Annotated in this window: 25 protein-coding genes; 10 read left to right on the top strand and 15 right to left on the bottom strand. The window is 65.7% G+C overall.

The genetic code is table 11. From position 1 onward, the window contains the following. Positions 1-201: 201 nt before the first annotated feature. From flhA to TSA1_RS32190, 7 genes are all read right to left on the bottom strand, one after another. Positions 202-2,343, bottom strand: a complete 2,142-nt coding sequence (gene flhA / locus TSA1_RS32160) for a flagellar biosynthesis protein FlhA (protein WP_174719168.1) — start codon at positions 2,341-2,343, stop codon at positions 202-204. Positions 2,344-2,664: 321 nt separating this feature from the next. Beyond that, positions 2,665-2,967 (bottom strand): copper-binding protein, encoded by a 303-nt coding sequence (locus tag TSA1_RS32165; RefSeq protein WP_100179835.1) that lies wholly within the window; start codon positions 2,965-2,967, stop codon positions 2,665-2,667. Between the two features lie 16 nt (positions 2,968-2,983). Continuing rightward, positions 2,984-3,436 (bottom strand): cupredoxin domain-containing protein, encoded by a 453-nt coding sequence (locus TSA1_RS32170; RefSeq protein WP_174719169.1) that lies wholly within the window; start codon positions 3,434-3,436, stop codon positions 2,984-2,986. A gap of 32 nt (positions 3,437-3,468) precedes the next feature. Continuing rightward, positions 3,469-4,800, bottom strand: a complete 1,332-nt coding sequence (locus TSA1_RS32175; protein ID WP_100181452.1) for a multicopper oxidase family protein — start codon at positions 4,798-4,800, stop codon at positions 3,469-3,471. A 13-nt stretch (positions 4,801-4,813) separates the two neighbouring features. After that, positions 4,814-6,238 (bottom strand): TolC family protein, encoded by a 1,425-nt coding sequence (locus TSA1_RS32180; RefSeq protein WP_100179837.1) that lies wholly within the window; start codon positions 6,236-6,238, stop codon positions 4,814-4,816. A gap of 9 nt (positions 6,239-6,247) precedes the next feature. Beyond that, entirely contained in the window at positions 6,248-6,532 is a 285-nt protein-coding gene (locus TSA1_RS32185) for a hypothetical protein (RefSeq protein WP_100179838.1), read from the bottom strand. A 73-nt stretch (positions 6,533-6,605) separates the two neighbouring features. Further along, entirely contained in the window at positions 6,606-7,034 is a 429-nt protein-coding gene (locus TSA1_RS32190; protein ID WP_100179839.1) for a hypothetical protein, read from the bottom strand. 151 nt (positions 7,035-7,185) lie between these two features. On the opposite strand from TSA1_RS32190, the gene TSA1_RS32195 reads away from it, so the two are divergent. Further along, positions 7,186-8,451, top strand: coding sequence for an MFS transporter (locus tag TSA1_RS32195; protein WP_100179840.1), 1,266 nt, complete (start codon positions 7,186-7,188; stop codon positions 8,449-8,451). A 6-nt stretch (positions 8,452-8,457) separates the two neighbouring features. On the opposite strand, the gene TSA1_RS32200 is transcribed toward TSA1_RS32195, so the two are convergent. Then, positions 8,458-8,874 (bottom strand): cupin domain-containing protein, encoded by a 417-nt coding sequence (locus tag TSA1_RS32200; RefSeq protein ID WP_100179841.1) that lies wholly within the window; start codon positions 8,872-8,874, stop codon positions 8,458-8,460. 107 nt (positions 8,875-8,981) lie between these two features. Here TSA1_RS32200 and TSA1_RS32205 point away from each other — a divergent pair, with 107 nt between their 5' ends. Continuing rightward, positions 8,982-9,869, top strand: coding sequence for a LysR family transcriptional regulator (locus TSA1_RS32205; protein WP_100179842.1), 888 nt, complete (start codon positions 8,982-8,984; stop codon positions 9,867-9,869). A 3-nt stretch (positions 9,870-9,872) separates the two neighbouring features. Here the strand turns inward: TSA1_RS32205 and TSA1_RS32210 are convergent, their stop codons facing one another. Next, positions 9,873-10,280, bottom strand: a complete 408-nt coding sequence (locus tag TSA1_RS32210) for a DUF4864 domain-containing protein (protein ID WP_100179843.1) — start codon at positions 10,278-10,280, stop codon at positions 9,873-9,875. Between the two features lie 65 nt (positions 10,281-10,345). After that, the gene (locus tag TSA1_RS32215) at positions 10,346-10,981 is read right to left on the bottom strand and encodes a TetR/AcrR family transcriptional regulator (RefSeq protein WP_100179844.1); all 636 of its coding nucleotides are present in this window, start codon (positions 10,979-10,981) and stop codon (positions 10,346-10,348) included. A gap of 250 nt (positions 10,982-11,231) precedes the next feature. On the opposite strand from TSA1_RS32215, the gene TSA1_RS32220 reads away from it, so the two are divergent. Genes TSA1_RS32220 through TSA1_RS32230 form a run of 3 tightly spaced genes read left to right on the top strand, consistent with a single transcriptional unit; the run spans position 11,232 to position 15,035 of the window. Continuing rightward, on the top strand, positions 11,232-11,729 hold the full coding sequence (locus TSA1_RS32220) for a (2Fe-2S)-binding protein (protein ID WP_100179845.1): 498 nt from the start codon (positions 11,232-11,234) through the stop codon (positions 11,727-11,729). Next, positions 11,726-12,781 carry an FAD binding domain-containing protein gene (locus TSA1_RS32225; protein WP_100179846.1) on the top strand — a complete coding sequence of 352 codons (1,056 nt, stop codon included), beginning with the start codon at positions 11,726-11,728 and terminating at the stop codon, positions 12,779-12,781. The genes TSA1_RS32220 and TSA1_RS32225 overlap by 4 nt, the downstream gene beginning before the upstream one ends. Continuing rightward, complete coding sequence (locus TSA1_RS32230; RefSeq protein ID WP_100179847.1) at positions 12,774-15,035, top strand: xanthine dehydrogenase family protein molybdopterin-binding subunit; 2,262 nt, start codon at positions 12,774-12,776, stop codon at positions 15,033-15,035. The genes TSA1_RS32225 and TSA1_RS32230 overlap by 8 nt, the downstream gene beginning before the upstream one ends. Before the next feature lie 72 nt (positions 15,036-15,107). Here the strand turns inward: TSA1_RS32230 and TSA1_RS32235 are convergent, their stop codons facing one another. From TSA1_RS32235 to TSA1_RS32240, 3 genes are all read right to left on the bottom strand, one after another. After that, positions 15,108-16,619 (bottom strand): lysozyme inhibitor LprI family protein, encoded by a 1,512-nt coding sequence (locus tag TSA1_RS32235; RefSeq protein WP_100179848.1) that lies wholly within the window; start codon positions 16,617-16,619, stop codon positions 15,108-15,110. A 103-nt stretch (positions 16,620-16,722) separates the two neighbouring features. Further along, positions 16,723-16,875: a hypothetical protein gene (locus TSA1_RS40140; protein WP_174719170.1), complete on the bottom strand. Its 153-nt coding sequence runs from the start codon at positions 16,873-16,875 to the stop codon at positions 16,723-16,725. Positions 16,876-17,061: 186 nt separating this feature from the next. After that, positions 17,062-17,610, bottom strand: a complete 549-nt coding sequence (locus TSA1_RS32240; protein WP_100179849.1) for a cupin domain-containing protein — start codon at positions 17,608-17,610, stop codon at positions 17,062-17,064. A 149-nt stretch (positions 17,611-17,759) separates the two neighbouring features. On the opposite strand from TSA1_RS32240, the gene aptA reads away from it, so the two are divergent. Beyond that, positions 17,760-19,088 carry an omega-aminotransferase AptA gene (aptA, locus tag TSA1_RS32245; RefSeq protein ID WP_100181453.1) on the top strand — a complete coding sequence of 443 codons (1,329 nt, stop codon included), beginning with the start codon at positions 17,760-17,762 and terminating at the stop codon, positions 19,086-19,088. A 70-nt stretch (positions 19,089-19,158) separates the two neighbouring features. Beyond that, positions 19,159-20,424, top strand: coding sequence for a D-amino acid dehydrogenase (locus tag TSA1_RS32250; protein WP_100179850.1), 1,266 nt, complete (start codon positions 19,159-19,161; stop codon positions 20,422-20,424). Positions 20,425-20,622: 198 nt separating this feature from the next. On the opposite strand, the gene TSA1_RS32255 is transcribed toward TSA1_RS32250, so the two are convergent. Beyond that, positions 20,623-21,180 (bottom strand): SMI1/KNR4 family protein, encoded by a 558-nt coding sequence (locus TSA1_RS32255; RefSeq protein ID WP_100179851.1) that lies wholly within the window; start codon positions 21,178-21,180, stop codon positions 20,623-20,625. Positions 21,181-21,243: 63 nt separating this feature from the next. Beyond that, entirely contained in the window at positions 21,244-21,888 is a 645-nt protein-coding gene (locus tag TSA1_RS32260) for a helix-turn-helix domain-containing protein (RefSeq protein ID WP_174719171.1), read from the bottom strand. Between the two features lie 177 nt (positions 21,889-22,065). On the opposite strand from TSA1_RS32260, the gene TSA1_RS32265 reads away from it, so the two are divergent. The 3 genes from TSA1_RS32265 to TSA1_RS32275 are packed head-to-tail and all read left to right on the top strand — an operon-like array spanning position 22,066 to position 24,251. Then, the gene (locus tag TSA1_RS32265) at positions 22,066-22,824 is read left to right on the top strand and encodes an ABC transporter substrate-binding protein (RefSeq protein WP_100179853.1); all 759 of its coding nucleotides are present in this window, start codon (positions 22,066-22,068) and stop codon (positions 22,822-22,824) included. A 45-nt stretch (positions 22,825-22,869) separates the two neighbouring features. Beyond that, the gene (locus TSA1_RS32270; protein WP_100179854.1) at positions 22,870-23,523 is read left to right on the top strand and encodes an amino acid ABC transporter permease; all 654 of its coding nucleotides are present in this window, start codon (positions 22,870-22,872) and stop codon (positions 23,521-23,523) included. Further along, the gene (locus tag TSA1_RS32275; RefSeq protein ID WP_100179855.1) at positions 23,520-24,251 is read left to right on the top strand and encodes an amino acid ABC transporter ATP-binding protein; all 732 of its coding nucleotides are present in this window, start codon (positions 23,520-23,522) and stop codon (positions 24,249-24,251) included. The genes TSA1_RS32270 and TSA1_RS32275 overlap by 4 nt, the downstream gene beginning before the upstream one ends. Positions 24,252-24,260: the final 9 nt, after the last annotated feature.

Here is a 24,260-nt window from a genome sequence, read left to right on the forward strand (position 1 = left end):
TCGTTCCCAAGAGGCCATCACAAGAGCGTGAATGGACGTGAAAGATCGCGATCGGATTCGAGCCCGAGGCGTGCTTTTTGATAATTATTTCAAAGCTGTAATGTGCCTGTCAGCGTGCTTATGGGCGTTTGGTCCACAGGGTGCCGGGAACTCAAAAACCATTTGCCTGTGGCCGAAAAACACACGGCTTCTTAAGGCAAATCAGATGCTTCCGACCGTTTTGAGCCTCGCCCTGGGGTGGATTTCGGCCTGCGACAGCACGGTGGTCTGGGCCCGGAACCGCTCCACCAGGGAGCGCACGAAGGGACGAATTGCCGCAGAGGTGACCAGCACCGGCGCCTCGCCTTCGCGGGCCGCGCGCTCGAACGCCTCGCGCACGGCGGTCATGAACTCCGACAGTTTCGAGGGCTGCATCGCAAGGCTGCGCTCCTCGCCCTGGCCGATGATGGATTCGGCAAAGGCCTGCTCCCATTTCGCCGACAGCGCGATCAGCGGCAGATAGCCGGCATAGGAGGTGTTTTGCGCGCAGATCTGCCGGGCGAGACGGGCGCGGACGTGCTCGACCATGGTCGCGGGATTGCGCGAGAAGGCGAGCGAGTCGGCGATGCCTTCGAGGATGGTCGAGAGGTCGCGGATCGAGATGCGCTCGGCGAGCAGGAGCTGCAGCACGCGCTGGATGCCTGATACCGTGACCTGGCCGGGGACGATGTCCTTGACCAGCTCGCTCTGCTCCTTCGGCAGCTCCTTGAGCAGTTTCTGCACCTCGCCATAGGAGAGCAGGTCCGACATGTTGGCCTTGAGCAGCTCGGTGAGGTGGGTCGAGAGCACGGTGGCCGCATCGACCACGGTGTAGCCCTTGAGCGAGGCTTCCTCCTTGAGGCTGGCGTCGACCCAGGTCGCGGGCAGGCCGAAGGTCGGCTCGGTGGTGTGGATGCCGGGCACCTGCACCTGGCTGCCGCCGGGGTCCATGACCATGAACTGGTTCGGCCAGATCTTGCCGGTGCCGGCGTCGACCTCCTTGATCTTGATGATGTAGGTGTTGGCTTCGAGCTGGACGTTGTCGAGGATGCGGACCGCCGGCATCACAAAACCCATCTCGATCGCGAGCGAGCGGCGCAGCGCCTTGATCTGCTCGGTGAGGCGGTCGGTGCCGTCGGGGCCATTGACCAGCGGCAGCAGGGCATAGCCGAGCTCGATCTTGAGGTCGTCGATCTTGAGCGCGGCCGAGATCGGCTCCTCCGCCGCGGCGGAGCCCGGCGCGCCGGGCTGACCTGCTGCCGGGGCAGCCTTGGCGGCTTCCTCGGCCTTGGCGGTGACACGGTTGCGGTTGCGGGCGTTCCAGGCCAGCGCGCCGGCGCCGGCGCCGAGCGCCAGGAAGGGCAGGGTCGGAATGCCCGGCAGTGCCGCCAGCACCAGCATGACCGCCGAGGACATCGCGAGCGCCTGCGGATAGCCGGAGAACTGCTTCATCAGCGCCTTGTCGGCGGCGCCGGAGACGCCGGCCTTGGAGACGAGCAGGCCGGCCGCGGTCGAGACGATCAGCGCCGGCACCTGGGTGACGAGGCCGTCGCCCACGGTCAGCAGCGTGTAGCTGCGCCCCGCATCGGCGAAGGACATGCCCTGCTGGGCGACGCCGATGATCATGCCGCCGACGACGTTGATGAAGACGATCAAAAGGCCGGCGATGGCATCGCCGCGGACGAATTTGGAGGCACCGTCCATGGCGCCGAAGAAGCCGCTCTCGTCCTCCAGCTCCTTGCGCCGGTGCTTGGCGACCGTCTCGTCGATCAGGCCGGCGGACAAGTCGGCGTCGATCGCCATCTGCTTGCCGGGCATGGCGTCGAGGTGGAAGCGGGCGGCGACTTCGGCGATACGGCCCGAACCCTTGGTGATGACGACGAAGTTGACGATGATCAGGATGGCGAAGACGATGATGCCGATGACGAAATTGCCGCCCATCACGAAGCTGCCGAAGGCTTCGATGACATGACCGGCGGCGGCCGTGCCCTCGTGCCCGTGCGACAGGATCAGCCGGGTCGAAGCCATGTTGAGCGACAGGCGCAGCATGGTCGAGATCAAGAGGACGGTCGGGAAGGCGGAGAATTCCAGCGGCGTCTGGATGAACAGCGAGGTCATCAGGATCAGGATCGACAGCGTGATCGAGATCGCCAGGAACAGGTCCAGCACGATCGCGGGCAGGGGCAGGATCAGCACCACCAGGATGGTGAGGATGCCCAGCGCCAGCGCGATGTCGCCGCGCTTGAGGATGGTGACGATCTCGTTGAGGGAAGGGATGCTCGGTCTTGCGCTGCCTACGCCCTGTCCTGCGGTGACGTCGACCATGGTAGCTGCCTCCCCGCGCGACTGCCGTCCGCGCGCCCCAAACGTCTGCGCGGCGGCCGAAGGGCCGCCGTTCCGAAAGTGAGGCACCGCACTGGCGTCCACAGGGATCCCCCCGTTTTACGCGGCCGACGACACTCGACTTCACCCGGCAATTCTTGCCGGGTGTATGGTTAGCAAAGGGTTAACGCGGGGGCGGGAAGGCGGCGGGATGGGGCGTTTCGGGGGGAAACGTCGTCGTTCCGGGGTGGCTCGGAGAGCCGAACCCGGAACCTCGAGATTCCGGATTCGGTCCTGCGGACCGCCCCGGAATGACAGGGGAGGCTACTTCGCCTTGTCGATCTTAGTCACGGTGTATCCCGAAGCCGCCTCCTCGGCCTCGAAGGTCACCTTGTCGCCGACTTTCACCTGCTTGAGCATGGCGGGGTCCTTGACGCGGTAGACCATGGTCATGGGCTCCTCCATGCCGAGGCTCTTGGCGGGACCGTGCTTGAGCGTGATCTTGCCGGCGCCCTCGTCGATCTTTTTGACTTCGCCGCTGATCGCGGCGGCCCCCGCCGCGAGGGCGGCGGTGGTCAAGCCGGCAGTCAGCGTCAGCGCAGCGGCGAAACGGATGATGCGGTTCATGGGAGGCTCCTTGTCGTTACTTGACGGTGACGTGGCCGACCATTCCGTAGTCGCGATGGTCGGGAATGAGGCACGAGAATTCGAACGTGCCGGGCTTGCTGAACGTCCAGAGAATCTCGGCCGTCTTGTGTGGCGCGAGGCGCACGCCGTTGGGATCGTCATGCTCCATGTGCGGATGCTTCTTCATCTCCTCCGCATGCGCGAGATTCTCCTGAGGTGTGGCGAGCAGGAATTCATGGTCCTCCTTGCCGACATTGCGCAGCACGAAGCGGATCTGCTCGCCGCGCTTGACCTCGATCTTCGACGGTGAGTAGTCCATCTCGTTGAGCAGGATCTCGATCGTGCGCGCGGGCTTGTCGGGATCGCCGGGTTCGCCGGCCGAAAAATTCGCGTGAGCGTGCTTGTCGTGTGCAAAGGCCGGCGCGAGCGACAGTGCAGCCAGCGCGAGGCCGAGTTTGATGGTCTTCATCGTCATCTCCAGTTGGTGGTTCATCGAAACGCTCACATCTTCATCTTGTGCATTGGCTTGCCTGGCTCCCGCACGGGTGCCGCATCGGGTGCCTCGACCTCGTAGGCGACGGTGCCTTGCGGGAATTTGTAGGGGCCGGGATCGCGATAATCGTCACGCGCGAGGTCCTCGCGGATCTTCATCACGGTGAACATGCCGCCCATCTCGATGGGGCCGAACTGGCCGGTGCCCGTCATCATCGGCAGTGTGTTGTCGGGCGCGGGCATCTCCATGTTGCCCATCGCCATGCCGGTCGAGCCCATCGCCATCGCATCCGGCGCGAGCTTGCCGACCGCCTTGGCGAGATCCTTGCGCGACACGCCGATCAGGTTGCGCACGTCGTGTCCCATCGCATTCATGGTGTGATGCGACTTGTGGCAATGGAACGCCCAATCGCCGGGATTGTCGGCGAGCACGTCGAACACCCTGACGGCGCCGACCGGCACGTCGGTGGTCGTCTCCGGATATTGCGCGCTCTCCGGAACCCAGCCGCCGTCGGTGCAGGTCACCGCGAAGCTGTGGCCGTGCAGATGGATCGGATGGTTGGTCATGGTGAGATTGCCGATACGCACGCGCACCTTGTCGCCGAGCCGCACGGCCAGGGGATCGATGCCGGGGAATACCCGGGCATTCCAGGTCCACATGTTGAAGTCGGTCATCTCGTTGACATGGGGCAGGTAGGTGCCGGGATCGACGCGGTAGGTGCTCATCACGAAGACGAAGTCGCGGTCGACCGGCCGGAAGCCGGGATCGCGCGGATGCACGACGACCATGCCCATCATGCCCATCGCCATCTGCACCATCTCGTCGGAGTGCGGGTGGTACATGAAGGTCCCGCTCTTCCTCATCTCGAACTCGTAGACGAAGGTCTTGCCGGGCTCGATGTGCGGCTGCGTCAGCCCGCCGACGCCGTCCATGCCGCTCGGGATGATCATGCCGTGCCAGTGCACGGTGGTGTATTCGGGCAGGCGGTTGGTGACGAAGATGCGGACCTTGTCGCCTTCGACCGCCTCGATGGTCGGGCCCGGCGACTGGCCGTTATAGCCCCACAGATTCACCTTCATGCCTTCCGCGAACTCGCGCACCACGGGCTCGGCGACGAGATGGAATTCCTTCCAGTCGCCATTCATGCGGAACGGCAGCGACCAGCCATTCAGCGTGACCACGGGGCGATAATCGGGGCCGCCTATGGGATGCAGCGGCGGCTGCATGACCACCTTGTCCATATGCGGCGCTTCAGGGATTGATGCCGCCTGCACGCGGCCACTGATGGCTGAGGCGCCCGCGAGCGCTGCGCTCCCTAAAAATCCTCGGCGCGAAAACATTGAGGTCTCCATGTCAGTGGCCGGCATCGGCAGGCGCTGCCGCGGCGATGGTGGTGGACGTGTCGCCCCCGGACGCAGCTGCACCACCGCCGTTGACGGCGGTCTGCAAGTCGGACTGGGCGAGGAAGAATCTTTGCCTGGCATCGATGGCGCCGCGCAGCGACGCCAGGCGCTGCCGCGCCTCGGTCAGCAGCGCGAAGATGTCGACCTGCATGCTGGAGAAGCGCAGCTGCATCTCCTCGGTGATGATTTTTCGCAAGGGGATGATCTCGCGCTGATAATGGCTGGCGATGTCGTAAGTGGACCGGTACGTGCGGTAGGCATCCCGGGCCTCCGAACGCACGTTGACGGCGCGCTCCGTCAGGCGGTTGAAGGCGAGATTGTAGGTCTCGGCCGCCTGCCGCACACGGACCTCGCCGCCGTCGAAGATCGGGATCTGGAACTGCACGTCAAAACCGCGTTCGCGGAACGGCGCGCCCTCGGGGTCCTGCGTGCGGCGGGAGATGCCGGCGAGGTCGAGCAGGGTCACGAACCGCGTCGCTTCGGTGAGGTTCAGCGCCTTCGCCAGCGCGTTCAGCTCCAGCCGCGCGATCTGCAGGTCGATGCGATGGGCTACGGCGTCGGCCTCGATCGAGGGTAGCGCCTGCGGGCGGCGCGGCAGCGGCGGGAGCTGGTTGGGCAGACGGAAGTCGAGGCCGCCGTCCCACAGCCCCATCAGGCGCGCAAGCCTTTCGCGCGCGCTCGTTGCGGTCTGGCGAGCGGTCGCGAGGTCGGCGGTGGTCTCGGCGTAGAACACCTGCTCGCGGGCCTGGTCGAGCTTGTTGAGCGAGCCGGTCTCGCCGAGCTTGACCGCGAGCTGTGCGGTGGATTCCGCCGTCGCCTTCGCGTCCGTCAGCAGCGCCACCATCTCGTTGCCTGAAACGGCGCACACATAGGCGCGGCGGACTTCCGCTGCGAGCCGCAGCGTCGCCAGCGCCGCGCGCAGCTGGGCTCCGCGGAAGCGCTCGCGGGCGATGTCGGAGCGGAACGGCAGGGTGGCGAGCGCGAGGATGTCGCCGACCACCTGGCGCTCGATCTCGCTGGCGCCATTGCCCGAGAGTCGCGAGATCGAGAACACGGGATTCGGCGGCAGGCTCTGCTCGACCAGGTCGGTCTCGGCCAGCGCCAGCTCGTTATAGGCGGCTTGCAGCCCCTTGTTGTTGAGCAGTGCGATCTGCACGGCAGCGTCCACGCTGAGCGTCTTCGCCAGGAGCTGGCGCACGCGGGCGTCAACTGCGCCGGCGCCGTCGGCCGTCCGCACGAAGGCGACGTCCTTGTCGATGGTCTGGCTCGTCAGCTCGGAAACCCCGCTCATGCCGCTGTCGGGCGAGAACGCGGCGCAGCCTGAGACGCTGAGCGCGGTGAGGACGAGCAGGCCTTGCGCAAGATGGCGTGTCATGGCGCGCTCCTACCGGTCCTGCTTCGACGGCGGCGTCACCGCGTCGTTGCGGCCCCGCCATGGTGCCGGCGTCGCGGGCCGCAGGCTGGTGTAGGGCGCGATGGTCGACCGGTAGCCGACTGGTGCGACCTTCGCCGAGGGATCGGCGGGATCGGCCGCCGCGACTTGCGTGGTGGCCGGCACGCAGCCGGACAGCGCGAGTGCAAGTGCGCCCAGCAGCGACCAATAGAATGGACAGTGTCGTCCGCGCACCGCGGATGCGGCGGCGAACTTCGCCCCGGAAAGCGTCAGCATGATTCATCCCTGATCTCAAGACCACAGGTTCGCGCGCGCAGAAGCGCGCACGGCCCGAAAGCGTTACGTCAGATCAGGCGATGGGAGGGCGGTAGTGCCGGGGCGGTGCCGCGCTGTGCAGGCTGGCCACGAGCTCGGGCGCGCAGGTGGAGGTCGGCTGGACCGGCGTCGCGACCACAGGCAGATCGGCGGGCAACGCGCTCACGCACATCATTGCACAGCACGGGCCCACGGTTCCCTTGCCGCCATGATGATGCGGTGCGGGTGCGTCCTGTGCCGCGGTCTGGTGATGCGCATGCGGTCCGGCGTGATCATGCGAGGTCCCGCCATGACCGGCTGACATCTGGTGATGCGCCGGGACGAGGAGGGCTTCGTCGAGGCACGGTGCGGGACCGCTGCCCAAGGCGAGACTTGCCGCCGGCGCGAGCACGCAAAACAGATAGGCGAGGGCAACGAGGCGCCCCACCCTGATCCGCATCGATCGCGTCAATCGCAGCAACATTTCCGCCAATAGGCCCCTCGCGCGGCAATGTTGCACACGCTGATTGCAAACTAATGGCAAAAGACGCATTCGCCAAGAATTTATTACCGCAGTGCACCGCGCATGCCCAACATCGCGCCACGATGCTTGACCCTTTGGCGATCTGAGGGCCATGGTCCGGCCCGTGCACGCGCCGAAGCATCCAGGACAAACACCCGCTTCCTTCACCCCTGACTCCCGTCAGGCCTGGGTGCGCCTGGTGCTTGCGCTTGTGATCGGCTCGATCGGCGCCGTCGGCATGTGGGCGGTCGTGGTCGTGCTTCCCGTCGTTCAGACCGAATTCGGTGCCACGCGCGGCGCGGTGTCGCTGGCCTTCACGATGATGATGTTCGGCTTCGGGCTGGGCGGCGTGATCGCCGGCAAGATCACCGACCGGTTCGGCATCGTGCTGGCGATGGCGATCAGCATCGCCTTCCTCGGCGTCGCCAATGTGCTCGCGGGGCTATCGACCCAGCTCTGGCAGTTCGTGGCGGCCTACTTCCTGATCGGCCTCGGGACGTCGGCGACCTTCGCGCCGCTGATGGCGGAAGCCTCGCACTGGTTCGAGCGCTATCGGGGCCTTGCCGTGACCATCGTCGCCAGCGGCAATTATGTCGCCGGCACGATCTGGCCGCCGATCGTGAGCTGGGGCACCGAGACGATCGGCTGGCGCTACGCCCATATCGGCATCGGCCTCGTCTGCGCGAGCACGATGGCGCTTCTGGTCCTCGTGCTGCGCGCGCAAATGGGCGACGACCATGTTCGCGATCATGCCAATGCGCCGCCGCCGCGGGTCGATCTCAAGCTCTCGACCAACACGCTGACGGTGCTGCTCTCGATCGCGGCCATCGCCTGCTGCGTCGCCATGGCGATGCCGCAGGTGCATATCGTCGCCTATTGCGGCGATCTCGGCTATGGCGTGGCGCGCGGCGCCGAGATGCTGTCGCTGATGATGGCATGCGGCATCGTCAGCCGGATCGGATCGGGCTATCTCGCCGACAAGATCGGCGGCATCCGCACGCTGCTGGTGGGGTCGCTGGCGCAGGGCTTTGCGCTGGTGTTCTATCTGTTCTTCGACAGCCTCACCTCGCTTTACCTGATCTCCGCGATGTTCGGCCTGTTCCAGGGTGGCATCGTGCCGAGCTATGCCATCATCGTGCGTGAGGCGATGCCGGCGAGCGAGGCTGCAACCCGCGTCGGCATCGTGATCTTCGCCTCCGTGTTCGGCATGTCGTTCGGCGGCTGGGTGTCGGGCGTCATCTTCGATGCCACCGGCTCATACGCCGCGGCGTTCGCGAACGGTGTGGCCTGGAACGCGCTCAACATCAGCATCGTCGTGCTGCTGTTGATCCGCTCGCGGATGAGCTCGGTCAAGACCGGACCGGGCTTTGCGACCTAGCGCTCCCTAATGCGAGAGCGGGTCGAGGAAAGGCGTATCGACCGCGCTGACGTAGAAGATGACGACCCTGGTCTCTCCGTCGGTGCGGTTGTAGCCGGTCATGGCCACGCCCGGCGGTTCGACCAACGCCTCGCCTGCCTTGACCGTGAGGGGCGCCTTGCCGGCCAGCTCCAGCGTGAAGGCGCCTTCGAGGACGTATACGGTCACAGGGAAACGATGGGTGTGATAGACGGTCTTGTCGCCCGGTTTGAATGACGCAGTCATGACCCGCACCGACTGCTTGTCATCCTTCGGCAGGCCCTCAACCACTTGCTGCAACACCAGATTCGGTTTGGCGATGCCATGCGCGTCGTGGCTCTGAGCGATGGCTGCGGCAGTCCAGCCCAGTGCGATTGCGGTGCCGAGGGCGAGGTGAGGGCGCATCTTCCGGTCTCCAATGCAAATCGGATGGGCGTCAGCCTAGGAGCGGTCGTTTCGGCCCGGGAGCCGCAACATTGCGGGTGGCGGCCGCAGAAGTGCATAATCCCGTCATGTTCGACTGGAATGACCTCAAATACTTCCTCGCGGTCGCCCGTCACGGCAGCACAATTGCCGCCGGCAAGGCGCTCGGTCTCAGCCAGTCGACCGTGCATCGCCGCCTCGACGAGCTCGAAAGGCGGCTTGGCCGCATGCTGGTCACGCGTCAGCAGAGCGGTTATCGCCTGACTGAGTTCGGCCATGCGCTGCTGCCCTATGCCGAGCGCGTCGAGGCCACCATCGTCGACTTCACGCGGCGGGCCGGCGATGTTGAGCAGGACATGAAGGGTGCGATCCGCGTCACCTGTCCGGAGCCGATCGTCGCCCGGTTGATTCAATCCGGTTTGATCGACAGTTTTCACGCCCAGCATCCTTCGCTCCGCGTCGAGTTCGTGATGAGCGATCGCTATCTCGACCTCTCCAAGGGCGAGGTCGACGTCGCCTTCCGCTCAGGCGACACCGACGATGAACTGGTCGGGCGCAAGATCGCGGAATCGGTCTGGGCCGTGTACGCCAGCGGCGACTATGTCGAACGACACGGCAAGCCTGATCGCGTCGAGGATCTCGGTCGGCATCTGCTGGTGGGCCTCGACGATTCGCTGGCCAATCACCGTGCCGTCAAATGGCTCAAGGAGGTCGCGCCGGACGCCAGGATGGCCGCGCGCATCAACAGCGTGCTCGGACTCGTCTCCGCGATCAAGTCGGGTGTCGGAATCGGGCCCCTTCCGATCGCGCTCGGCGACGCCGAGCCCGACCTCGTGCGCGTGCTTGCTCTCCCGGAATTGACGCGGAGCTGGCGCATCCTGACGCATCCCGATCTCAGGCGCGTGCCGCGGATCGCCGCGTTCTTCGACTTCATCGTGCTCCAGCGCGAGGCGCTGAAGCCCATCCTGACGGGATGATTCCTAAACCGCCTGTCCTGCCTTCAGCAGCGAGCAGCCCGTGATCTTGTAGCTGCCGTCCGCCTGCTGCTCGAGCGTGTACAGCGCTATCCACGCTTCGCCGTTGGCGTCGATGATGTGGACGCGCTGCGCGATCCAGCCGCCTTCAACCTTGCTCTCGCCGAACTCGAAGCTCCTGTGGCGATAAACCGGCGCGTAACCGCTCTGCACCATCGACATGAAGGCACCGGGCGCGGGGAAGATCTCCCTGATTGCCGGGGCGGCGTGGGAATAGGCCGTGGCCGCATCGTCACGCGCAAAAGCCTGCTCCTGGGCGCGGATGACGTCCTGGGCCGCGGCGACATCGTCGGCGAGGGCTGCGGTCGAGCCGAAGACGAGGCTGATGGCGACGAGCAAGGCGGCGATGCGCATGACAGGCTCCGCGTTGAAATCCCGGCGATGCTGATCCTAGCATGACCTCAAGGTAATACGGGCGCCTATCGCTTCCGTTTCACCGCGGGTTTCGCCGGCTTGGCGCGCGCCCTGGCCTTGCCGGCCGGCTGCAGGCGCAAGCCATCGACGAACACGTCGAGCAGGCGCAGCACCGAGGATTGCCACCCCGGCTGGTCGTGCATGTAGCACATGCCGAAAAACGCCCGCAGCAGGTCCTCCGGGCTGATATCGGCGCGCATCTGGCCAGCCGCGACCGCGCGCCCGTGCAGCGAACCGATCGCCTTTGTCAGGCGGTCCATCGAGAAAGCGGCAAGTTCCGACGAGCTCTGATACGCCAGCGCCAGCGCGGCCAGCATGCCTTTTTTTGTGGCGACGAATTCGACGGCGGACTGCAGCCAGCGCCGCAGCGCCTCGACCGGATCCTTGGCGCCTCGCAGGTGCTCGGCCAACTCACTGAGCTGCTCGACTTCGCGCCGGTACACCGCCTCGAACAGATCCTCGCGGGTGGGGAAGTGCCGATAGAGCGTGCCGATGCCGACGCCGGCACGTTTTGCCACCGCCTCGAGACTCGCTTCAGGTCCGCCCGCGTTGAACACGGCCTTCGCCGCTTCGAGCACGCGCTCGCGATTGCGCACGGCGTCGGCGCGGGGCTTGCGGGTGTGGTCGGCGTGGTCGTCCATATCAGGCAATGTAGATCACGAATTGGTTAGATTGAACCCTTGTCGAACCTTAACCGGCTGCATCGCGTTGGTAGCGCAGCGTCTTTTGACGAATTCCAAATATTTTCGGACGACCCTTGTTAAGCGGAGGGTGCCTCCGTATCTTCGCTCATGTGCCTTCCGCATTGTGTGCGGACGGCGCGGATCGACGGCGGCCACGGCGGTGGCGCGCTGCGCGATGACTCATGTCCATATCTGATCGGAGCCTTGTATGAACCACTCCATCAGCCTCACCGTGAACGGTGCGCGGCGCGACTTCGTCCTCGACGATCCGCGCGTCACGCTGCTCGATCTCCTGCGTGAGCGCCTCCATCTCACCGGGACCAAGAAGGGGTGCGACCGCGGCCAGTGCGGCGCCTGCACCATCCTGGTCGACGGCAAGCGGATCAACTCCTGTCTCGCGCTCGCCATCAGCCATGACGGCGCCGACATCCTCACCATCGAAGGCGTCGCGCGCGGCGACCAGCTGCACCCGGTGCAGGCCGCCTTCATCGCCCATGACGGCTTTCAATGCGGCTTCTGCACGCCCGGCCAGATCATGAGCGCGATCGGCATGATGCAGGAGGCGCAGGCCGGCAACGACCCCGAGCGCATCCGCGAGTGCATGAGCGGCAACCTGTGCCGCTGCGGCGCCTATGCCGGAATCGTCGATGCCGTGCTCGAAGCGCAAGGGCAGATGGACGAATCCAATCAGAGGCGTTCGGCATGAAACCGTTTGATTATGTCAGGCCCGCCACGGTCTCCGAGGCCGTCGTCGCCGCCGCCCGGCCGGGCGCAGCCTATCTCGCCGCGGGCACCAACCTGCTCGATCTGATGAAGGGCAATATCAGCCGTCCGGATCGGCTGGTCGACGTCACCCATCTCGACGGGCTCGATGCCATCGAGACGCTTCCCGACGGCTCGTTGCGCATCGGCGCGCTGGTGAGCAATGCCGATCTCGCGCATGATCCGGCCTTTGCGAAGACCTATCCCGCCGTCGCCGAGGCGCTGCTCTCCGGCGCTTCGGCACAATTGCGCAATGCCGCCACCGTCGGCGGCAATCTCTTGCAACGGACGCGCTGCGCGTATTTCTACGACACCGCCAGCCGCTGCAACAAGCGCGAGGCCGGCAGCGGTTGCGATGCCCGCGAGGGCGAGAGCCGCGGCCATGCCGTGCTCGGCTGGAGCGACAGCTGCATCGCCACGCATCCCTCCGATTTCTGCGTACCCTTGGTCGCGCTCGACGCCGTCGTCGAGATCGAGGGCAGGGGCGGCCGTCGCGAGATCGCGCTCGACGAACTGCATCGCCTGCCCGGCAATTCGCCTGAGCGTGAATCGGCGCTTGAGCCCGGCGATCTCGTCGTCGCGGTGCGCCTGCCGCCTGCGGCGCGCGGCTTCGCCGCGCATGCGCGCTATCTCAAGGTTCGTGACCGCACCTCCTACGCCTTCGCCGTGGTATCCGCCGCGGCCGCGTTGCGGATCGAGAACGGCAAGGTCGCGGAGGCGCGGATCGCGCTCGGCGGTGTCGCCGCCAAGCCGTGGCGCGCCCGCGCCGCGGAGGACGTGCTCAGGGGTGTCGCGCCGACGGCAGATGCGTTCCAGGAAGCCGCCTGGCGCGCGCTCACCGACGCAAAGCCGTCCGGCGACAATGCCTTCAAGATCGAGCTCGCGCGTCGCATCGTCGTGCGCGCGCTGCGACTTGCCGCCGCGGGTACGCCTGCGCGTCTGCCGGCGTTGCCGGCCTCTCCCTTTGCCTCGACATCCGGAGCCATTCATGCCTGAGCTCAATCTCACCAGCGCCCCCGCCCATCTCAGGCACGGCTCGAACATCGGCCAGCCGCTCACCCGCCGTGACGGCGTCCTCAAGGTCACGGGGCAGGCGACCTATGCCGCCGACAATCACCCACCCGGCATGTTGTTTGCGGTGATCGCTGTCTCCGGCATCGCGCATGGCCGAGTGGTCTCGCTCGACGTCGCCGCAGCAAAACGCCATCCCGGGGTCGTCGATGTCATGACGCCCGACCACAAGCCGCAGCTGGCGATCGACCCTGAGATCAAGACCAATCCGTTCGTGTTCCGGATGGAAACGTTGCAGAGCAACGAGGTCCGCTACGCCAACCAGCCCATCGCGGTCGTGATTGCGGAAACGCTGGAAGCCGCGACGGAAGGTGCGGCGCTGCTGGCGCCGCGCTACGAGACGCTGCCTCCGCTGGTCGGGCTAGACGCCGGCGAGAGCTTCGTGCCGCCCGTCGTCGGTGTCGGCAATCCCACCGAGAATCACCTCGGCGATGTCGAGGCGGGCCTTGCCTCGGCCGAGAAGCGGATCGACGCGACTTACGAGACGCCGCCGCAATATCACAATGCGATGGAGCCGCATGCGATCGTGGTTCAATGGGATGGCGACAGGCTATCGGTGGACATGCCGACCCAGGGTCTGATGCTTTCGCTCGCGCGCATTGCCGAACTGTTCGGTATCGCGCACGACAAGATCCACATTCGCAGTCCCTTCCTCGGCGGCGGCTTCGGCTCGAAGGGGCTCATGGGCGGTCCGCCGGTCCTCGGCATCATGGCGGCGAAGCTGGTCGGCAGGCCGATCAAGCTGGTGCTGCGCCGTGAGCAGATGTACGGCCCGGTCGGCCATCGCGCACCGACGCGCCAGCGCCTGCGCATCGGCGCCGACAGCGAGGGACGTCTGACTGCGCTCGATCATCACGCCAGGACCGTGTCGAGCATGTTCGACGATTTCTACGAGCCTGCGGCCGATGCCTCGCACACGCTCTACGCGGCGCCAGCGATCCGCACCTCGCATGACGCCGTGCGCGTCAACACGGGCACGCCGCTGTTCATGCGCGCGCCCGGCGAGGCAACCGGGTCGATCGCACTGGAAAGTGCGATCGACGAGATGGCCTGGGCCTGCGGCATGGATCCGCTCGCCTTCCGCCTGAAGAACTATGCCGAGGTCGAGCCGATCAGCGGCAAGCCGTTCTCGTCGAAGGCACTGCGTGCCTGTTACGAGCAGGGGGCAGCGCGGTTCGGCTGGGCCAAGCGATCGCCGCAGCCGCGGCAGATGCGCGACGATGCCGGCCTGCTGGTCGGCTGGGGCATGGGCACCGCGACCTTTCCGGCGCTGATGTTCCAGGCGGAAGCGCGCGCGGCGATTCGGCGCGACGGTTCGGGCGTGATGGAGATCGGCGCGCACGACATGGGGCAGGGCGCCTGGACGGCGCTGGCGCAGATCGCGGCCGATGCGGTCGGTCTCGACATCGACCGCGTCACGTTCAAGGCCGGCACGTCAGACCTGCCCGATGCCGGCATCGCAGGTGGGTCCGCGCATACGGCAACCGCGGGTGCTGCGATCCACAGCGCCGGCGCGGCCGTGATCGCAAAGCTCGCCGATCTCGCCACCGGTGACGAGCGCTCGCCGCTGTTCGGCGCCGGCAATACCGGTGTGATCGCGCGCGACGGCAGGCTGATCCGTCGTGACGATGAGAGCCGCGGCGAGAGCTACGCCGAGATCCTTGCACGCGCGGGCGTCGCCGAGGTCGAGGCCCGCGGCACCGGCGCGCCGAACCCTGCCGCGATGGAGGAATACGCCATGCACGCCCATGGCGCGGTGTTCGCGGAGGTGAAGGTCGATCCCGAGCTCGGCCAAATCCGCGTCACCCGCATGGTCGGGGCCTTCGCTGCCGGACGCATCGTCAACCCGCGCATGGTGCAGAGCCAGCTGTTCGGCGGCATGATCTGGGGGATGTCCTTTGCGCTGCACGAGGAGGCGATAACCGATCGCCGGACCGGCCGCATCATGAACGCCAATCTCGGCGAGTACCATGTCCCGGTGAATGCCGACGTGCCGCCGCTCGACGTGATCACGGTCGAGGAGCAAGACCCGCACGTCAACACCCTCGGCATCAAGGGCGTCGGCGAGATCGGCATCACCGGCAGCGCCGGTGCGGTCGCCAACGCGGTCTGGCACGCGACCGGCGTGCGTGTCCGCAGATTCCCGATCCGGATCGAGGATTTGCTGACGCAGCTTTGAGCAGCCTCACGGCACCGGGCGCGCCGCGCCCGGTGCCGCTAAAGCGCGATACGCCGAGATGCCAATCGCGCCTTAGCGGATCGAGCCGGAGAAATTGTCGATGTCGGGCGAGGCGCGCGCCGGAAACAGCCGGGCGGTCGAGGAGTTGTCGAGCCTTCGCCTGCACTTCGCCTCGTCGTCGGTGTCCTTGCCGGTGCGCTTGTTCGCGAATGCGTCGTCGAGACGGTTGACGACCAGCATGGCGTGGTCGCGCTCCAGCGTATCGGGATTCTTGCGCTGTTCGTCGGCGCGGAAAGAGCCGCCCGCCATCTTGCCGGTCATGTCGTAGTCGCAGCCGGCCTTCCAATCGCCCTGATCCCATTTCCACCCATGCGCGGTCAGCCGGCCAGTCTTGTCGATGGTGACCTTCAGAATCGCGTTGTGGGCGAGCCAGATGCCGGGCAGGCCCTCGCGCTTGTCGTCGAAGCCTTCCAGCAGCGCGATCCGCTCGCGCTGGAGGGCATCGACGTGATCCCGCCCGCTGGCGGTCGCGTGCATTTCCGAGCTGCGCTTTTCCCAGGCCGGATGCAGAAATTCGGGGAATTGCATGGTCTGCGCCTGCACCCAGTTGCGCTGGTCTTCCGTCAGCGCGCGCCGTGTCACATCGTCGAGCCGCGGCAGCAGCGCCTTCCAGGCGCGGTTCAATCGCTGATCGTTCTCGGCCAGATCGGGGTCCGAGCAGATCTCTTCGTCCGTCGCGGTCACCGGACGCACACAATCGAAAGTCGGCGCGACGAACGAGGCCTCGGTCTTGTCGGCGTCGCCGGAGGTGCCGCTCGCGAAATAGGTGCCGGTGATCTGCCATAGATAGTCGCAATCGTCGCCTTCCTCGGTCGTATCGTCGCCATCGATCATGACGACGCGAAGGGTCTCGCCCTGGCGACGGAGCTTGATCGCCGGAAGTTTTGCCGGCTTGGTCTGCTGCTGGCCTGCCGGTGACGCGGCGTTCGGCAGTTGGATCGACCCGCTCAGCCAGTTGCCGGCCTTCGTCACGGTCGTGCTCAGCTTGCATTGCCGATGCCTGTCACTGCCGTAATAGGCCCGCATGTCGATCGTCAGGTGCCGCACGCCGTTCGCATCCGGCGAGAGGGTGAGGCTTCCGAACGCGTTGGCCCATTTGCCGGAGAACCCGCTCCGCCCGAAGCCGCCGGCGATCTCGTCGAGCGCGGCCTGGCGCTGGCGCAGCGTCGCGGCAAAGTTGTCGCGCAGCTCGGCTTCGTCGACCTCCTGCACGGTGTCGGCGGCTTGCGAGATCATCTCGTTGAACCAGGCCTCGTCGCGCTTGAGCAGAGGCCGGATATTGACGGGCGCCCTGGCGAGCGCCGCATCGAAGGATTTGTCGATCGCGGCGACGAGCCTGTCGTAGCCCCTTTCCTGACAGGCGGCGGGCTTGATCGCACTCCCGTTGCCGTTGGCCTTACCGCATAGCGTGATTGCGGTCGGCGCAGTGCTGGCGGCGCGGAGGAAATCGTCCATGGCGTGGCAGGTGACGGGAACGAGCAGGGCCGTCGCGGTGACGAGCGCGAGGCGAAACGGGGCGAACATTGGCGGCTCTTGGCTGGAGCGGGATCGTGCCTGTCCGTTGGTCGTCCGCGGCGTCAGCGAGGTTCAGGAGGGCTCGGGAATGTCGACCCCCGTGCCGATCCGATCAATGCAACTTCCTGCGCAGGGCCTTGACCGCTTCTCGCTGCATCTCGATGTACTCGGCGATGGCCTTGCGCAGCTCGCGCGAATGGAGCTTGTCGGCGTCGCGCAAGGCTTCGTCGAGCACGGCTTCGGCATTGGCAAGAGTGATCTTCATGCGCTGGCTCCCGCTACGAAGCGGCCCCGGAGTACCTAGGAGTCCGGGGCCATAGCCTCAGCACCTTTGCGCCAGGCTGCTCGGCTACGTTTCATATTATATAGCGGTCGCGTGCGCGGAAATTGAGATGGCTCAAGGACCGTAAGATAACGGTGTTCGTACGATTACGGATGGGCCGATTACGTCTCAGAACGTCGGCGGCGTGCAGGCCGAGATCACCTCGCACGCCTTGCCACCGACGCAGCGGAAGCGGTGCGGGCGGCGGCTCTCGAAATAATAGGCGTCGCCGGGGTTGAGGATGCGGCGCTCGTCCTCGACGGTGACTTCGAGCTTGCCGGAGATCACGATGCCGCCTTCCTCGCCCTCATGGACGAGGTGGACGCGGCCGGTGTCGCTGCCGGGCTCGTAGCGCTCCTTGAGAATCTGCAGGCTACGGCCGAACAGATTGTCTCCGACCTGCCGATACGAGATCGGCTTCTTGCCGACCTCGGTCAGTTCCTCGGCGCGGTAGAAGATCTTGCGCCTGGTCTCCGGCTCCAGCGCAAAGAACTCGGCGAGCCCCATCGGGATGCCGTCGAGGATGCGTTTGAGCGCGCCGACGGAAGGGTTCATCTGGTTGGATTCGATCAGCGAGATCGTCGAATTGGTGACCCCGGCGCGCTTGGCCAGCTCGCGCTGCGACAGCTTGTGGCGCGCCCGGATGAATCGCAGCCGTCCACCGATGTCGACGCTCATGCCCCTGGTCCCGTGTTGCAAGTGTTGCGGATCGCGCAAATATGGACCAGCAGCCCCAGACAAATCAATGGGTTGCGGCGCAACAGAAAAGGACTTGTTGCGCATTCCAAACCGTGGCTCAGCTGTGCGGTCAGCAAAGGAGCGCGGCCGTGACCCTTCATCAGATTCCGAACACTATCAAGACCGACTCGTTCTGGATGCCGTTCACGGCCAACCGGCAGTTCAAGAAGGCGCCGCGCCTGTTCTCCTCGGCCGAGGGCATGCACTACACCACCGTCGACGGCCGCAAGGTGATCGACGGCTCCGCGGGCCTGTGGTGCGTCAATGCCGGCCACGGCCGCAAGCAGATCGCGGCTGCGGTCGAGCGGCAGCTGATGACGCTGGACTTCGCGCCCTCGTTCCAGATGGGCCATCCGCTGGCCTTCGACTTCGCCGAGCGCCTCGCCGAGATCGCGCCGAAGGGCCTCGATCGCATCTTCTTCACCAATTCCGGCTCCGAGTCGGTCGATACCGCGCTGAAGATTGCGCTCGCCTATCACCGCGCCACCGGCCAGGCGAGCCGCACCCGCCTGATCGGCCGCGAGCGCGGCTATCACGGCGTCGGCTTCGGCGGCACCTCGGTCGGCGGCATGGTCGCGAACCGCCGCGCCTTCACCACCCTGCTGCCGGGCGTCGACCACATCCGCCATACCCACGACCTCACCCGCAACGCCTTCGCCAAGGACCAGCCCGAGCATGGCGCCGAGCTCGCCGACGATCTCGAGCGTCTGGTGGCCCTGCACGGCGCCGAGACCATCGCCGCCGTCATCGTCGAGCCGGTGCCGGGCTCGACCGCGGTGCTGCCGCCGCCGAAGGGCTATCTGCAGCGCCTGCGCGAGATCTGCGACAAGCACGGCATCCTCCTGATCTTCGACGAGGTCATCACCGGCTTCGGCCGTCTCGGCACCCCGTTCGCCGCCAATTTCTTCGGCGTCACGCCGGACCTGATGACGACGGCCAAGGGCATCACCAACGGCACCATTCCCTGCGGCGCGGTGTTCGCGCACCGCAAGGTGCATGACGCCATGATGATCGGCCCGGAAAACGTCATGGAGCTGTTCCACGGCTACACCTATTCGGCGCATCCGACCGCCTGCGCCGCCGGTATCGCGACGCTCGACATCTACAAGGACGAAGGCCTGCTCACGCGCGGTGCGTCGATCGCCGAATACTGGCGCGATGCGCTGCATTCGCTCAAGGGCCTGCCCAACGTCATCGACATCCGCAATTGCGGCTTGATGGGTGCGGTCGAGCTGTCGCCGCGCGATGGCGCGGTCGGTGCGCGCGGCTACGACGTGATGGTCGACTGCTTCAATCGCGGGCTGTACTTCCGCATGAGCGGTGACTCCTTCGCGCTGTCGCCGCCCCTCATCGTCGAGAAGAGCCACATCGACGACATCGTGTCGATCCTGGGCGATGCCATCAAGCAGGTGGCCTGATAATTGCTCTCGCCGTTGCGAGTTGTGTCCTTGCAGCGGCGAGCGTGATGCCGCGGGAGTTTGACGAAGCGTGAAAGTTCTGATCCTCGGCAGCGGTGTCATCGGTGTCACCTCTGCCTACTACCTCGCACGTGCCGGCCACGAGGTGACGGTCGTCGACCGTCAACCGGAGCCGGCGCTTGAGACCTCCTTTGCCAATGCCGGCGAAGTCTCGCCCGGCTATTCCTCGCCCTGGGCCGGCCCCGGCGTGCCGGTGAAGGCGGTGAAGTGGCTCCTGATGAAGCACGGCCCGCTGGTGATCCGGCCGAAGCTCGATCCCGTGATGTGGGTCTGGCTGCTCAAGATGCTGCGCAACTGCACCAGCGCGCGCTATGCGGTCAACAAGAGCCGGATGATCCCGATCGCGGAATACAGCCGCGATGCCTTGCGCGATCTGCGCCGCGACATCGGCATCCAGTATGACGAGCGCTCGCAGGGCACGCTGCAGCTGTTCCGCTATCAGGCGCAGCTCGACGGCACCGCTGAAGATATCGCCGTGCTCAAGCAATATGGCGTGCCGTTCGAGGTGCTGAGCCGCGAAGGCTGCATCGCGGTCGAGCCGGCGCTCGCAGGCGTGAAGGAGAAGTTCGTCGGCGGGCTCCGCCTGCCGCAGGACGAGACCGGCGACTGCCACATGTTCACGCAGGCGCTGGCCAAGCATGCCGAGGCGCTCGGCGTGCGCTTCATGTTCAACACCTCGATCGACCGTATCGTCACCGACGGCGCGCGTGTCAGTGGCGTCGCCACCAGCGCCGGGATGCTGCAGGCGGATTCTTACGTGCTCGCGCTCGGCAGCTGGTCGTCGCGACTCGCGGCCCCGCTCGGCATCTCGCTGCCGGTCTATCCGGTGAAGGGCTATTCGATCACGGTGCCGATCAAGGACGCCTCCGGCGCGCCGGAATCGACCGTGATGGACGAGAGCTACAAGGTCGCGATCACGCGATTGGGCAATCGCATCCGCGTCGGCGGCACCGCCGAAATCTCCGGTTATTCGGACAAGCTCTACGATGCGCGCCGCGCCACGCTCGATCATTCGCTGACGGATCTGTTCCCGCGCGGCGGCGATCTGTCCAAGGCGACGTTCTGGAGCGGCCTGCGCCCGATGACGCCGGACGGCCCACCCGTGATCGGTCCGACGCCCTACGCCAATCTCCACCTCAACACCGGCCACGGTACGCTCGGCTGGACCATGTCCTGCGGCTCGGGCCGCGTGCTCGCGGACCTGCTGTCGGGCGAGAAGCCTGATATCGACGTCAGTGCGCTGACGGTGGACCGGTACAATCACCGGTTTGGGTAGGCGGTTTTTCCGCGCATCCAAAGCCATCACCGTCACCCTGAGGTGTGAGCTGCGCGGCGCAATAGCGCCGTGCGGCGAGCCTCGAAGGGCGACGGCCCGGCTGCATCGGGGCCGTGCATCCTTCGAGGCTCCCAGTGGAACGCGTTGCGTCCCACGCTTCGCACCTCAGGATGACGGAACGAACTGGCGGTTCGCTATTCAGAGCGACTTGCGGCGTGCGGACAGGATCCGGGCGACATGGCCGTCGTCGCCGTACATCGCGTCCCACAGATCGACACCGGAGGCCCACGATCCCATCCAGTCGTCGATGCTGGGGGCATCCTCGAAGAAGGCGTCGGTCCAGTCATCGCCATCATGTCCGTTGGGATCGAAGATCCGCATTCGGAAGTCCGGGTCGCGGCAATCGACGCACGAATAGATGGCGCATCCCCAATGGCAGATCGGCAGAAGGCCATCTGGCCAAGCCAACTCTGGCGCACTCCGAAACAGGTCGTAGATCGCAACAATGGTCTTGCCGGTATCGTCGGGAACGCCGTTCGTCAGCCCGATCAGTCCGTATCCCGGACCAAAACCTCCATTGCCGATCTCTTTATAGATTCGCTTCAGGAGAGGCGGCAGCCGGAAAGCAAGATGCTCTTCGTCGGATGCAATTTGGCCGGCCCTGGCGGGGATCAGTCCGGCGCCCGAAGGCCAGCCGAGATCAGTGGGTTTTGTCTTCAGCCGTCGCCGGATCGCAGCGATGATAACCTCATCCATCGACGGGGCCCTTCGTCCTGAAGAATGCGTTCACATCATGCCAGCAGACGGCATTTGGCGAAACTACCCCGCCCCCGTCACGCAATTCACCCACAGCACGACGGACTTCGCATCATTCGCCGGGTTCGAAAACCGGTGCGGCCGCCGGCTGGCGAAGCGAAAGCTGTCGCCGGTCTTCAGCGACCAGGTCTCGCTGTCCACCGTCAGCATCATCTCGCCTTCGAGCACGAGGCCGGCCTCTTCGCCGTCATGGGTGTAGAGCTCGTCGCCGGTGGAGCCGCCGGGCTCCAGATGCACCAGAAACAGATTGAGCTTGCTGTCGGCGCTGGCCGGGCTCAGCAATTGCTTCGACACGCCGGTGCGCCACAGCTTCAACTCCGGCCGCTGCAGCTCACGCGTCACGACCCGATCGGAGGCACCGTCGGCGCTCGGGCTTGCGCCGAACAGTGCGGCGATGCCGACGCCGAGCACGTCGGCGAGCGTTGCCAGCACCCGCAGCGAGGGCGATGACAGGCCGCGCTCGATCTGGCTGAGGAAGCCGATCGAAAGCTCCGTGCGCGCTGCGACCGTCTCCAGCGAGAATTGCCTGACGCGCCGGAGGTCGCGGATACGGCGGCCGACCGCGACGTCCATCGCAGGCTCCGCCGGCTTGGTGACGGCTTTGGACTTCGCCCGCTTCGCCGGCTTGCTTGCCGCCGGTTTGCGCATTCTCTTGCCACCGCTCACGTCAAACCGCTTCCTTCATGTGCATGAAAACCACTTGCATCGTTCGCGAAAGTGTGACCAAATTTTCATATTGGTGAAAATAGGCCGAAACGGCGCGGCCCGCAACGTCTGATCACGACGGCGCGGCGCCGAGGGCGGCCAGACCCAAAGGGGGATGCGATGAAGCGTATTGTTCAGGCCGCGATGGCGGCACTCGCGATTGCAGCAGCGACGCCGGCCTCGGCGCAACAGGTGCTGAAGGTCGGCTCGACCCCGACGGGCATTCCCTTCACCTTCCTCGACACCAAGACCAACACCATCCAGGGTATCATGGTCGATCTCATCACCGAGGTCGGCAAGGATGCCGGCTTCAACGTGCAGATCGAGCCGATGCAGTTCTCGGCGCTGATCCCCTCGCTGACCTCGAGCAAGATCGACATCATCGCCGCCGCGATGTTCATTACCGCGCCGCGCAAGGAGGTCGTCGACTTCTCCGACCCGATCTACACCTATGGCGAGGGCCTCGTCGTGCCGAAGGGCGACACCAAGGCCTATGCCACGCAGGAGGATTTGAAGGGCGAGACGGTGGGCGCACAGGTCGGCACCGCCTTCGTCGACGCGCTGAAGAAGACCGGGCTGTTCGCCGACGTGAAAGCCTACGACACCATTCCGGACATTCTGCGCGACGTGAACACCGGCCGCCTCAAGGCCGGCTACGCCGACTATCCGATCCTCGCCTACAATCTGAAGCAGGGCGGCTTCCCTGAAGTGCGCCTCGTCGACGGCTACAAGCCCGTCACCGTCGGCTCGGTCGGCATCGGCGTGCGCAAGGGCGAGACCGCGCTGCTCGGCAAGATCAACGCTTCGCTGACGAAGCTGAAGGCCAACGGCACCATCGACAAGATCCTCGACAAATGGGGCCTCAAGGCACAGGGCTGATCGATAGCGATCGGTCGATGAAGGCTCTTGAGTGAAGGCTGGCCGATGAAAGGCTTCTGGCACGACGCCGCCGAGTTCTTCCCGATCCTGATGAACGGCGTCGTACTGACGATCGTGGTCACCATCGGCTCGCTGCTGCTCTCGACGGTGCTCGGCCTCGTCTGGGCGATGATGCGGGTCTCCGGCATCAAGGCGCTGTCGATGATCAGCGCCAGCCTGATCAACGTGATCCGGGGCATCCCGATCATCGTCCTGTTGTTCTACCTCTACTTCGTGATGCCCGATCTCGGCGTCACGCTCTCGGCCTTGCAGGCTGCCATCCTCGGGCTCGGCATCGCCTATTCGGCCTACCAGGCGGAAAACTTCCGCGCCGGCATCGAGGCGATCGACAAGGGGCAGATCGAGGCTGCGCAGTCGATCGGCATGGGCTGGTGGCTCACCATGCGCCGCGTGGTGCTGCCGCAGGCCGTGCGCATCGTGCTGCCGCCCTACGGCAACGTCATGATCATGATGCTGAAGGATTCCTCGCAGGCCTCGACCATCACGGTCGCCGAGCTTGCGCTGCAGGGCAAGCTGATCGCGTCCTCGACCTTCAAGAACACCAATGTGTTCACGCTGGTCGCGCTGATGTATCTCACCATGAGCATTCCGTTGATCCTGCTGGTCCGTCACTTCGAGAAGCGGGCCGGCAAGCGATGATCGAGCTCAATGACGTCCACAAGAGCTTTGGCGAGAACGAGGTGCTCAAGGGCATCACCGCTTCCGTGCAGAAGGGCGAGGTGGTCTGCATCGTCGGTCCCTCCGGCTCCGGCAAATCCACCATCCTGCGCTGTATCAACGGCCTCGAGAGCTACGACCGCGGCGAGATCAGCGTCGAGGGCCTGAAGGTCGACCGCGATGCACCGTCGATCGTGAATATCCGCACTCAGGTCTCGATGGTGTTCCAGCGTTTCAACCTGTTCCCGCATCGCACCGCGCTGGAGAACGTGATCGAGGGGCCGCTCTACGTGAAGAGGGAGCCGCGTGCTCAGGCACTGGAGCGCGGCCGCGCGCTGCTCGCCCAGGTCGGGCTCGCCGAGAAGGCTGACGCACATCCGCCGCAGCTCTCCGGCGGCCAGCAGCAGCGCGTCGCCATCGCGCGAGCGCTCGCCATGCAGCCGAAGGCCATCCTGTTCGACGAGCCGACCTCGGCGCTCGATCCCGAGCTCGTCGGCGACGTCCTCGGTGTGATGCGCAAGCTCGCTGACGACGGCATGACCATGGTCGTCGTCACCCACGAGATGGGTTTTGCCCGCGACGTCGCCGACCGCGTGCTGTTCATCGACGGCGGCGTCATCGTCGAGCAGGGGCCGGCCAAGGCGCTGCTCAACCAACCCCAACATCCGCGCACGCAGGATTTCCTACGGCGCGTGCTGCATCCGCTCTGACCGGTCTTC

This window comes from Bradyrhizobium nitroreducens, from assembly GCF_002776695.1.
Classification (GTDB): domain Bacteria; phylum Pseudomonadota; class Alphaproteobacteria; order Rhizobiales; family Xanthobacteraceae; genus Bradyrhizobium; species Bradyrhizobium nitroreducens.

What these genes read in the sequence shown, in the direction of transcription:
- TSA1_RS32190 (WP_100179839.1), bottom strand. Translation starts at nt 7,034, where the DNA reads ATGTTGCTGCGATTGACGCGATCGATGCGGATCAGGGTGGGGCGCCTC.
- TSA1_RS32170 (WP_174719169.1), bottom strand. Translation starts at nt 3,436, where the DNA reads ATGAAGACCATCAAACTCGGCCTCGCGCTGGCTGCACTGTCGCTCGCG.
- TSA1_RS32210 (WP_100179843.1), bottom strand. Translation starts at nt 10,280, where the DNA reads ATGCGCATCGCCGCCTTGCTCGTCGCCATCAGCCTCGTCTTCGGCTCG.
- TSA1_RS32165 (WP_100179835.1), bottom strand. Translation starts at nt 2,967, where the DNA reads ATGAACCGCATCATCCGTTTCGCCGCTGCGCTGACGCTGACTGCCGGC.
- TSA1_RS32220 (WP_100179845.1), top strand. Translation starts at nt 11,232, where the DNA reads ATGAACCACTCCATCAGCCTCACCGTGAACGGTGCGCGGCGCGACTTC.
- TSA1_RS32260 (WP_174719171.1), bottom strand. Translation starts at nt 21,888, where the DNA reads ATGCGCAAACCGGCGGCAAGCAAGCCGGCGAAGCGGGCGAAGTCCAAA.
- TSA1_RS32270 (WP_100179854.1), top strand. Translation starts at nt 22,870, where the DNA reads ATGAAAGGCTTCTGGCACGACGCCGCCGAGTTCTTCCCGATCCTGATG.
- TSA1_RS32180 (WP_100179837.1), bottom strand. Translation starts at nt 6,238, where the DNA reads ATGACACGCCATCTTGCGCAAGGCCTGCTCGTCCTCACCGCGCTCAGC.
- TSA1_RS32225 (WP_100179846.1), top strand. Translation starts at nt 11,726, where the DNA reads ATGAAACCGTTTGATTATGTCAGGCCCGCCACGGTCTCCGAGGCCGTC.
- TSA1_RS32185 (WP_100179838.1), bottom strand. Translation starts at nt 6,532, where the DNA reads ATGCTGACGCTTTCCGGGGCGAAGTTCGCCGCCGCATCCGCGGTGCGC.
- TSA1_RS32175 (WP_100181452.1), bottom strand. Translation starts at nt 4,800, where the DNA reads ATGTTTTCGCGCCGAGGATTTTTAGGGAGCGCAGCGCTCGCGGGCGCC.
- flhA (WP_174719168.1), bottom strand. Translation starts at nt 2,343, where the DNA reads ATGGTCGACGTCACCGCAGGACAGGGCGTAGGCAGCGCAAGACCGAGC.
- TSA1_RS32265 (WP_100179853.1), top strand. Translation starts at nt 22,066, where the DNA reads ATGAAGCGTATTGTTCAGGCCGCGATGGCGGCACTCGCGATTGCAGCA.
- TSA1_RS32230 (WP_100179847.1), top strand. Translation starts at nt 12,774, where the DNA reads ATGCCTGAGCTCAATCTCACCAGCGCCCCCGCCCATCTCAGGCACGGC.
- TSA1_RS32275 (WP_100179855.1), top strand. Translation starts at nt 23,520, where the DNA reads ATGATCGAGCTCAATGACGTCCACAAGAGCTTTGGCGAGAACGAGGTG.
- TSA1_RS32215 (WP_100179844.1), bottom strand. Translation starts at nt 10,981, where the DNA reads ATGGACGACCACGCCGACCACACCCGCAAGCCCCGCGCCGACGCCGTG.
- TSA1_RS32235 (WP_100179848.1), bottom strand. Translation starts at nt 16,619, where the DNA reads ATGTTCGCCCCGTTTCGCCTCGCGCTCGTCACCGCGACGGCCCTGCTC.
- TSA1_RS40140 (WP_174719170.1), bottom strand. Translation starts at nt 16,875, where the DNA reads ATGAAGATCACTCTTGCCAATGCCGAAGCCGTGCTCGACGAAGCCTTG.
- TSA1_RS32200 (WP_100179841.1), bottom strand. Translation starts at nt 8,874, where the DNA reads ATGCGCCCTCACCTCGCCCTCGGCACCGCAATCGCACTGGGCTGGACT.
- TSA1_RS32255 (WP_100179851.1), bottom strand. Translation starts at nt 21,180, where the DNA reads ATGGATGAGGTTATCATCGCTGCGATCCGGCGACGGCTGAAGACAAAA.
- TSA1_RS32240 (WP_100179849.1), bottom strand. Translation starts at nt 17,610, where the DNA reads ATGAGCGTCGACATCGGTGGACGGCTGCGATTCATCCGGGCGCGCCAC.
- TSA1_RS32195 (WP_100179840.1), top strand. Translation starts at nt 7,186, where the DNA reads ATGGTCCGGCCCGTGCACGCGCCGAAGCATCCAGGACAAACACCCGCT.
- TSA1_RS32205 (WP_100179842.1), top strand. Translation starts at nt 8,982, where the DNA reads ATGTTCGACTGGAATGACCTCAAATACTTCCTCGCGGTCGCCCGTCAC.